Origin of the sequence: Streptomyces purpurogeneiscleroticus (assembly GCF_020024005.1) — a bacterium.
Taxonomy (GTDB): domain Bacteria; phylum Actinomycetota; class Actinomycetes; order Streptomycetales; family Streptomycetaceae; genus Streptomyces; species Streptomyces purpurogeneiscleroticus.
In genome coordinates, this window is record NZ_NHSG01000071.1 from 1 (window position 1) to 7,598 (window position 7,598).

Consider the following 7,598-nt stretch of genomic DNA (forward strand, 5'->3'; position numbering starts at 1 on the left):
CCCTCCGCGACCCGCTCCCACACCGTCAACCACCCATTTCCCGCCGCTCGGCCGGCCACCCTGCCTGCGTCAGCACGTGCTGAATGCCGCTGTTGAGTACCCGAATGCGTGCTGCGACACCAGTGAAGCCGGTCACCTCACACGACAAGCGGCCTCGAACGCCCGTGATGCGGCGGTGATTCCGCCGTGTTCTACGCAGAGGTCTTCGGGTGGGCGGCCGGCCACAGCGCGTGCTCCGTGGTGTACGACGGACTTTGCCGTGCCCGATGCGGATGAGATCGCGGCGCGTGTCCGCGAGCGCGGCGCGACGGTCGCGATCGGGCCCCTTGCCCTGGGCCACGGCCGCGCCGCGCACGCCGCCGACCGTGACGGAGCCGAGCCGCGCTGCGGCCCGCCCGGCTGCGATCTCGGGGTGTCGGCAGGGTGCGTGCCGACTCCTGGGTACCCGTGCGGGCATGATCGAGCGCGCACTGCGGCAGGGCACGCCCGCCGGCGCCGCAAGGCACGACGAAAGGACGGAAGCGCTGTGGCGAGCACCGGTGGCCTGCCCACCCTCCATACGCTGACCGAGCTGGCCGGGCTCGTGGAGGACCACGATCAGTTGTATGTGAGGTGGTCGCGCGGACCCGAGACCGACCTCAGGGCAGTCTCCAGCACCGACGACCTCACCGGTGTCTCCTTGCCTGGCCTGTCCGCCAACCCGCTCGACGTCGCACCGTGGTGGCAGGGCCGTCCCGTACGCGTATGGGTCGCCCGACGCCTGTACGACTACTCCCACCTGCCGCGGGAGAAGGGGCCGGACGTCCGGGCGTGGGTGTTGCGCGGCATCGAAACCGACCGCGGTCCCGACAACGAACCACTGGTCACGGACGTCGATCCGCTCGGCTGGATCCACTCCCGCGTCCTGGAGGAAGCCGTGGAAGAAGTGAAACGGCACAAGGAACAGTGGGGCCCGCTGCGCCGCGAAGGCTGAGGCACTCAGCAGGACGAGATGGAGGGAGCAGTGATGACTGCGTCCAACAACTCGGGCAAGTTCGCCGACGACCCGCAGCGCTGGGCCCACGCGTACCGATGTTCCTCGAGGCCGACGCCTACTGCGTACCTAGTTCTTCCAGCATTTTCCGCTGGTGGCGGTGGCCGATCGTCTCGTAGCCGATCACGGTGACGAACGGGGCGAGCATGACCACGAGCAGGCATACCGCGATGGCCACACCGGCGGCGGCCAGGAGGACCGCGGCGAGCAGTACGGCGAGGGTGAGGGAGATCAGAAGGAGGTGGAAACGGTCGGCCGCGGACAGCAGCAGGGTGTGCAGGAGGTAGACCATCAGCATGTAGAGGCCGACGGGCAGAGCGAGGGCGAGGACGACGGCGGTGCCGGCAATCTTGGCGTGGTGTTCCATGTACAGGCCCGCCACGTGCAGCCCCGCTCCGGCCCCGGCAACGCCGATGAACAGGGGGATGTGGCCGTAGCCGAAGAGGTATCCGCGCTCGCGGCGATGCACCAGGATGTCACCGAACGGCGTCATGAAGTACATCCACCACATACCGAAGGTCAGGCCCACACCGGCGACGACGACAGCGATCGCGTTCCAGGTCCAGTGCGTACCGTCCCCGCCGCCCAGGAGGTCGCCGGAGGAGGCGACGGTACCGACGACGCCCTCGCCGAGGACGATGATCGCGAAGAGGCCGTACCGCTCAGCCACGTGGTGGGGGTGCCAGGGGGTGCCGCCTGCGGATCCCTGGGTGAGCACGGGCAGGACGAGTTCGAGGGCGCCCAGGACGACGAACGCGGCGAACACGGCGGCGATCGGCAGGGGGGTGAAGGCCAGGACGAGCCAGCCGGCCTGAGCAATCAGTGTCCAGCGGATGTTGGCCATGCCGACCTCACGGAACGACGGGGCCTGCCGGGCAGCCCGCCACCACTGGAGCACCATCGCGATCCGCATCACGACGTACCCGATGACCATGGCCCGCAGTTCGAGGTGGCCGCCCTCCTCGACGGAGTGGAACATCGCCGGCAGGCCGAGCGAGAACACGACGACGCCGATCATCTGGAACATCGTCAGGGCCCGGTAGAGCCAGTCGTCGGTGGCGAAGGCGGAGGCGAACCAGCTGAAGTTGATCCAGGCGACGCTGATCGCAAACATGGCCAGGACAAGCGCGGTGACCGCCTGGGCGGCGTGACCCTCGGCAAGCATTTCCGCGAACTGGGATGCCGCGGTGCCGACAGCGACCACGAACGTCAGATCGAACAGCAGCTCCAGCGGTGAGGCGGTCCGTCCGTGCTCTTCCGGGTCACGGCCAGTCATGGGGACCAGCCGTCGCGACAGACCGAGCTTGCCGGACTTGTGGGCGGGGCGGAAATCTTTCATGTGCCGCAGTATTTCCGACATTGCCAACGCCGCCCGGGCGCACTGCCGACGCAGAGGTCGCCGGAGGCTGCCCAGCTCCCATCCCGTGGTGCGGAACACCTTTTCACGTGATCCGTGACCTCAATGGCCGCTCGGCAGATACTGGGACCGGGCCTTCCAGCGGGGCTCACGCGCGTCGCCCATCGGCCCTGACGGCCAGTCAGGAGAGTCGGCATCGAGTCAGCATCAGCCCCGCCAGGAGCCGCTCAGGAACGCCAGGAACCGCCAAGATCGAGAGCTGAGCATACCCACCGCGACCAGCGGAAACACTGCTCAGAGGCCAGGCCGTTAGTCTCACCAGGAGGTACCCGTGAAGATGCTGATGAACGTGCCGGAGAGTGTGGTTGCGGATGCTTTGCGGGGGATGGGGGCGGCGCATCCGGAGCTGGTGGTGGATGTCGAGGGGCGGGTCGTCGTGCGGCGGGACGCGCCGGTGGCGGGGAAGGTCGCGCTGGTGTCCGGCGGCGGGAGCGGGCACGAGCCGCTGCACGGGGGGTTCGTCGGGCCCGGGATGCTGGACGCCGCGTGTCCGGGCGAGGTGTTCACCTCTCCCGTGCCGGATCAGATGGTGCGCGCCGCGGCAGCTGTGGACAGCGGCCAGGGCGTGCTGTTCATCGTGAAGAACTACACCGGTGACGTACTGAATTTCCAGATGGCGGCGGAGCTGGCGGAGGACGAGGGTGTGCAGGTCGCCAGCGTGCTCGTCAATGACGACGTGGCGGTGACGGACTCGACGTTCACGGCGGGGCGGCGCGGGACGGGGGCGACCCTGTTCGTGGAGAAGGTGGCCGGTGCGGCGGCCGAGGAGGGGCAGCCGCTGGAGCGGGTCGAGGCGATCGCCCGTCAGGTGGTGGAGAACTCGCGGAGTTTCGGGGTTGCGCTGAGCGCCTGCACGACTCCGTCGAAGGGGAGCCCGACGTTCGATCTGCCTGCCGGGGAACTGGAGTTGGGTATCGGGATTCACGGCGAGCCGGGGCGGGAGCGGCGGCCGATGATGACCTCGGGGGAGATCGCGGACGCGGCTGTCGGCGCGATCCTGGACGACTGGCGACCGGCGGGGCCGGTGCTGGCACTGGTCAACGGGATGGGCGCGACGCCGCTGCTGGAGCTGTACGGGTTCAACGCGGAGGTGCACCGGGTGCTCGGCGAGCGCGGCGTGCCGGTGGCCCGCACCCTCGTCGGCAACTACGTCACGTCGCTGGACATGGCGGGCGCCTCGGTGACGCTGTGCCGGGCGGACGAGGAGACGCTGCGCCTGTGGGACGCGCCGGTGCAGACGCCCGGGCTACGGTGGGGGCGCTGACCTGCCCGTATCGATGACGCCCGGACGACGACGTCCGGACGACCGACGACTTCCCGTACCCCGTACCCGTACCCGTACCCGTACTCTCAGCTGCACTCGTACCCGTATTCGTACTCGTACCGCGATCTCAGGAGCAGCACGTGACCGAAACGGCCCTTGACGCCGCGCTCTTCGTCCGCTGGATGCAGGCTGCCGCCGCCCTGGTGGACCGGGAGGCCGAGCGCCTCACCGAGCTGGACTCCCCCATCGGCGACGCCGACCACGGCAGCAATCTGCAGCGCGGCTTCACCGCCGTCGCCAAGGCTCTGGAAGCGGAGCCGCCGGTGACGCCCGGTGCCGTACTGACCACGGCGGGGCGGCAGTTGATCTCGACCGTGGGCGGCGCCTCGGGACCGCTGTACGGAACGCTGCTGCGCCGTACGGGCAAGACGCTGGGCGACGCGCCCGGCGTGACCGCCGAGGAGCTGCGCGCCGCGCTGCGCGGCGGGGTCGACGCGGTGGCCCAGCTGGGCGGCTCGGCGGTGGGCGACAAGACGATGCTGGACGCGCTGGACCCGGCGGTCGAGGCGCTGGGCACCTCGTTCGCGGCCGCCGCCGAGGCCGCCGAGAAGGGTGCGGTGGACACCACGCCACTGCAGGCGCGCAAGGGTCGGGCCAGCTACCTGGGCGAGCGCAGCAAGGGGCACCAGGACCCGGGGGCGACGTCCTCGGCGTTGTTGTTCGCGGCGCTCGCGGAGGTGACGGCGTGAGCGCGGAGGCGCTGGTCGGCATCGTGCTGGTCTCGCACAGCGGGCCCGTGGCCGAGTCGGTCGCCGAGCTGGCCGTCGGGCTGGCGGGCGGCGGCGCGAAGGCACCGGTCGCGGCGGCGGGCGGCACGCCCGACGGCGGCCTCGGGACCAGCGCCGAGCTGATCACAGAGGCGGCCCGCACGGTCGACCGCGGCGCGGGCGTGGCGGTCCTGGTCGACCTGGGCAGCGCCGTCCTGACCGTCAAGGCGCTGCTCGCGGAGGGTGACGAACTGCCCGAAGGTTCCCGCCTGGTGGACGCGCCGTTCGTGGAGGGCGCGGTGGCCGCCGTGGTCACCGCATCGGCCGGCGCGGACCTGGACGCGGTGGCCGCGGCCGCCGGCGAGGCGTACTCCTACCGCAAGGAGTGAGCGGCAGTTGACCCCCGACGGCCCTGTCACGCGACTCGCCTGACAGGGCCGTCAGTAGCGTCATACCGTGCTCGCATGACAACGACGGTTACGGGTGGGGCGGACTTCGCGGCGCCGAGCACCGAGCGGTACTTCGAGGACTACGTGCCGGGCGCTGTGTACACGTACGGGAGCGTCGTGCTCACCGAGGAGGAGATCCTCGACTTCGCGCGGCGGTTCGATCCGCAGAGCTTTCACACGGATCCCGAGGCGGCGGCGGACGGGCCGTTCAAGGGGCTGATCGCGAGCGGCTGGCACACGAGTGCGGTGATGATGCGGCTCTACGCCGATCACTTCGTGAGCAAGGTGGCGAGCCTGGCGTCGCCCGGCGTGGACGAACTGCGCTGGGTACAGCCGGTGCGGCCGGGGGACGCGCTGTCGATCCGTACAACGATCCTGGACGCACGGGTGTCCCGGTCCAAGCCGGACCGGGGCATCGTGCGGACGGGGATCGAGGTGCTCAACCAGCGGGACGAGCCGGTGCTGACGCTGACGGCGATGAACTTCTTCGCCCGCCGGCCGGCCCGGCCCTAGGCTCCGGGCCGGGCCCTAAGCCCTAGCGGCTCTCCAGGCGCAGCTGGACCTCCTCCTCCTGGTCGCCCGCCGCCGTGCCGGCGACCGACACGACAAAGGCGGGCAGCAGCGCCTTCCGCAGCTCGTCCACCGCCTGGTAGCCGCCCTGCAGCGAGATCGTGCAGGGGGCGGAGAGCCGGGTGGGGCCCGGCATCTCGCGGGGGTGCTTCACCTCGAAGGTCGCGGTCCACACGCTCGGTCCCGCCCCGGACGTCTCGTGGGGCACGTCGTCGGCCGCGCGGTCGGTGGCGAAGGACGTCCGCAGCGCGCCGAAAATGGCCGCTGCGTCCTCCGGCCTGCATCCGCTGCACTCGACCGTGACCTCCTGCGCGTGTTCCGCCTGCGTCTCCTGGTGCGCGCTGTCCACTGTGCAACCTTCCTGTTCGAGCCGTACGCGGATACCGTCCCCTTCCAGGCTCACCCCGCCGCATCGCCTGTGCGACCGGAAGGGGCGGGTGTCCTTCGCATTGTCACTCTCCCAGCGGTACGCGGGCGAACACCCCGCGCTCCCGGGCGTGCTGCCCGGCATGGACGCGGGCCGCACATCCCGACCGGGAAGTGTGGGGCGCGGCCACATACGCGGCGTGGGCAGGGCTTCCTACCGTGTGGCGACATCGCACCGCCTTCCCCGTCCGCCTTCCCGGTCCGGAGTGACACCATGTCCGCCACAGCGCACGTTCCACCCACCCCCGCCGGCCTGCGGCGCATCGTCGCCGCCAGCCTGATCGGCACCACCGTCGAGTGGTACGACTTCTTCCTCTACGGGTCGGCCGCCGCGCTGGTCTTCAACAAGCTGTTCTTCCCGGAATCCGATCCGCTGGTGGGGACGCTGCTGTCGTTCCTGACGTACGCGGTCGGGTTCGTCGCGCGGCCCATCGGCGCGCTGGTCTTCGGCCACTACGGCGACAAGCTCGGCCGTAAGAAGCTGCTGGTGCTGAGCCTGCTGATGATGGGCGGGGCGACGTTCGCGATCGGGCTGCTGCCCACGCACGCCACGGTCGGCTCGGCGGCACCGCTGCTGCTGACACTGCTGCGGCTGATCCAGGGCTTCGCCCTGGGCGGCGAGTGGGGCGGCGCCGTGCTGCTGGTCAGCGAGCACGGGGACGCGCGGCGGCGCGGCTTCTGGGCGTCCTGGCCGCAGACGGGCGCACCGGCCGGGCAGCTGCTGGCGACCGGGGTACTGGCGGCGCTGACCGCGCTCCTCCCGGACGCGGCGTTCGTCTCGTGGGGCTGGCGGATCCCGTTCCTGCTGTCCGGCGTGCTGGTGCTGCTCGGGCTGTGGATCCGGCTCTCGGTGGACGAGTCACCGGTGTTCAAGGCGGCGCTGGCGCAGGCGGCGGCGCGCAAGGGCGAGGAGCGGGCGGCCGAGAAGCTGCCGCTCGTCGCCGTCCTGCGGCACCACTGGCGGGACGTGCTGATCGCGATGGGCGCGCGGATGGCCGAGAACATCTCGTACTACGTGATCACGGCGTTCGTCCTCGTCTACGCGACGTCCCACTCCGGCATGTCCCAGCAGACCGCGCTCAACGCCGTACTGCTCGCCTCCGTACTGCACTTCGCGGTGATCCCGGCGTGGGGCGCGCTCTCGGACCGGATCGGGCGGCGCCCGGTGTACCTCATCGGGGCGCTGGGCGTGGCGGCCTGGGCGTTCCCCTTCTTCGCCCTGGTCGACAGCCGGAACTTCGGGCTGCTGCTGCTCGCGGTGGCGGTGGGGCTGGTCTTCCACGGGGCGATGTACGCGCCGCAGGCGGCCTTCTTCGCGGAGATGTTCGCGACGCGGATGCGGTACTCGGGCGCATCGATCGGCGCCCAGTTCTCATCGGTCGCGGCCGGCGCGCCGGCGCCGCTGATCGCCACAGCGCTGCTTGCGGACTACGGCAGTTCCACACCGATCTCCCTGTACGTCATGGGCGCGGCGGTGCTGACGATGATCGCGTTGTACGCGGCCAAGGAGACCCGGCAGCGGGACTTGTCGGCGATCGATCCGGAGGCTGTGGATAACACGTCGGCTGTCAGTGAGGCGCGGTAGCTTCACGGAGTGTGGATGTGTGGTGGAGGTGGGGGAGGGGCCTTGCCACCGGTGGGGAAGCTCTCCCAGTGGATGGGGAGAGGGAGG

General features: G+C 70.6%; 8 protein-coding genes and 1 pseudogene. 7 read left to right on the forward strand and 2 right to left on the reverse strand.

The window, feature by feature from the left end; genetic code table 11:
- Positions 1 to 244 precede the first annotated feature (244 nt).
- Positions 245 to 376: pseudogene (locus CCS38_RS02170) on the forward strand (VOC family protein); the annotation flags it as partial.
- Between the two features lie 150 nt (positions 377 to 526).
- A complete protein-coding gene (locus tag CCS38_RS02175) occupies positions 527 to 973 on the forward strand; it encodes a DUF6098 family protein (RefSeq protein ID WP_223731475.1) in 447 nt (148 codons plus the stop codon).
- Positions 974 to 1,091: 118 nt separating this feature from the next.
- Here CCS38_RS02175 and CCS38_RS02180 read toward each other — a convergent pair whose 3' ends face one another.
- Positions 1,092 to 2,372 carry a low temperature requirement protein A gene (locus CCS38_RS02180; RefSeq protein WP_223731469.1) on the reverse strand — a complete coding sequence of 427 codons (1,281 nt, stop codon included), beginning with the start codon at positions 2,370 to 2,372 and terminating at the stop codon, positions 1,092 to 1,094.
- Between the two features lie 349 nt (positions 2,373 to 2,721).
- On the opposite strand from CCS38_RS02180, the gene dhaK reads away from it, so the two are divergent.
- From dhaK to CCS38_RS02200, 4 genes are all read left to right on the forward strand, one after another.
- Entirely contained in the window at positions 2,722 to 3,714 is a 993-nt protein-coding gene (gene dhaK, locus CCS38_RS02185; protein ID WP_223731470.1) for a dihydroxyacetone kinase subunit DhaK, read from the forward strand.
- Between the two features lie 182 nt (positions 3,715 to 3,896).
- Positions 3,897 to 4,463: a dihydroxyacetone kinase subunit DhaL gene (gene dhaL / locus CCS38_RS02190; protein ID WP_030250852.1), complete on the forward strand. Its 567-nt coding sequence runs from the start codon at positions 3,897 to 3,899 to the stop codon at positions 4,461 to 4,463.
- Complete coding sequence (locus CCS38_RS02195) at positions 4,460 to 4,870, forward strand: PTS-dependent dihydroxyacetone kinase phosphotransferase subunit DhaM (RefSeq protein WP_223731471.1); 411 nt, start codon at positions 4,460 to 4,462, stop codon at positions 4,868 to 4,870. The genes dhaL and CCS38_RS02195 overlap by 4 nt, the downstream gene beginning before the upstream one ends.
- A 75-nt stretch (positions 4,871 to 4,945) precedes the next feature.
- The gene (locus CCS38_RS02200; protein ID WP_223731472.1) at positions 4,946 to 5,443 is read left to right on the forward strand and encodes a MaoC family dehydratase; all 498 of its coding nucleotides are present in this window, start codon (positions 4,946 to 4,948) and stop codon (positions 5,441 to 5,443) included.
- Positions 5,444 to 5,465: 22 nt separating this feature from the next.
- Here the strand turns inward: CCS38_RS02200 and CCS38_RS02205 are convergent, their stop codons facing one another.
- On the reverse strand, positions 5,466 to 5,849 hold the full coding sequence (locus tag CCS38_RS02205) for a hypothetical protein (protein WP_223731473.1): 384 nt from the start codon (positions 5,847 to 5,849) through the stop codon (positions 5,466 to 5,468).
- 291 nt (positions 5,850 to 6,140) lie between these two features.
- Here CCS38_RS02205 and CCS38_RS02210 point away from each other — a divergent pair, with 291 nt between their 5' ends.
- Complete coding sequence (locus CCS38_RS02210) at positions 6,141 to 7,511, forward strand: MFS transporter (protein WP_223731474.1); 1,371 nt, start codon at positions 6,141 to 6,143, stop codon at positions 7,509 to 7,511.
- Positions 7,512 to 7,598: the final 87 nt, after the last annotated feature.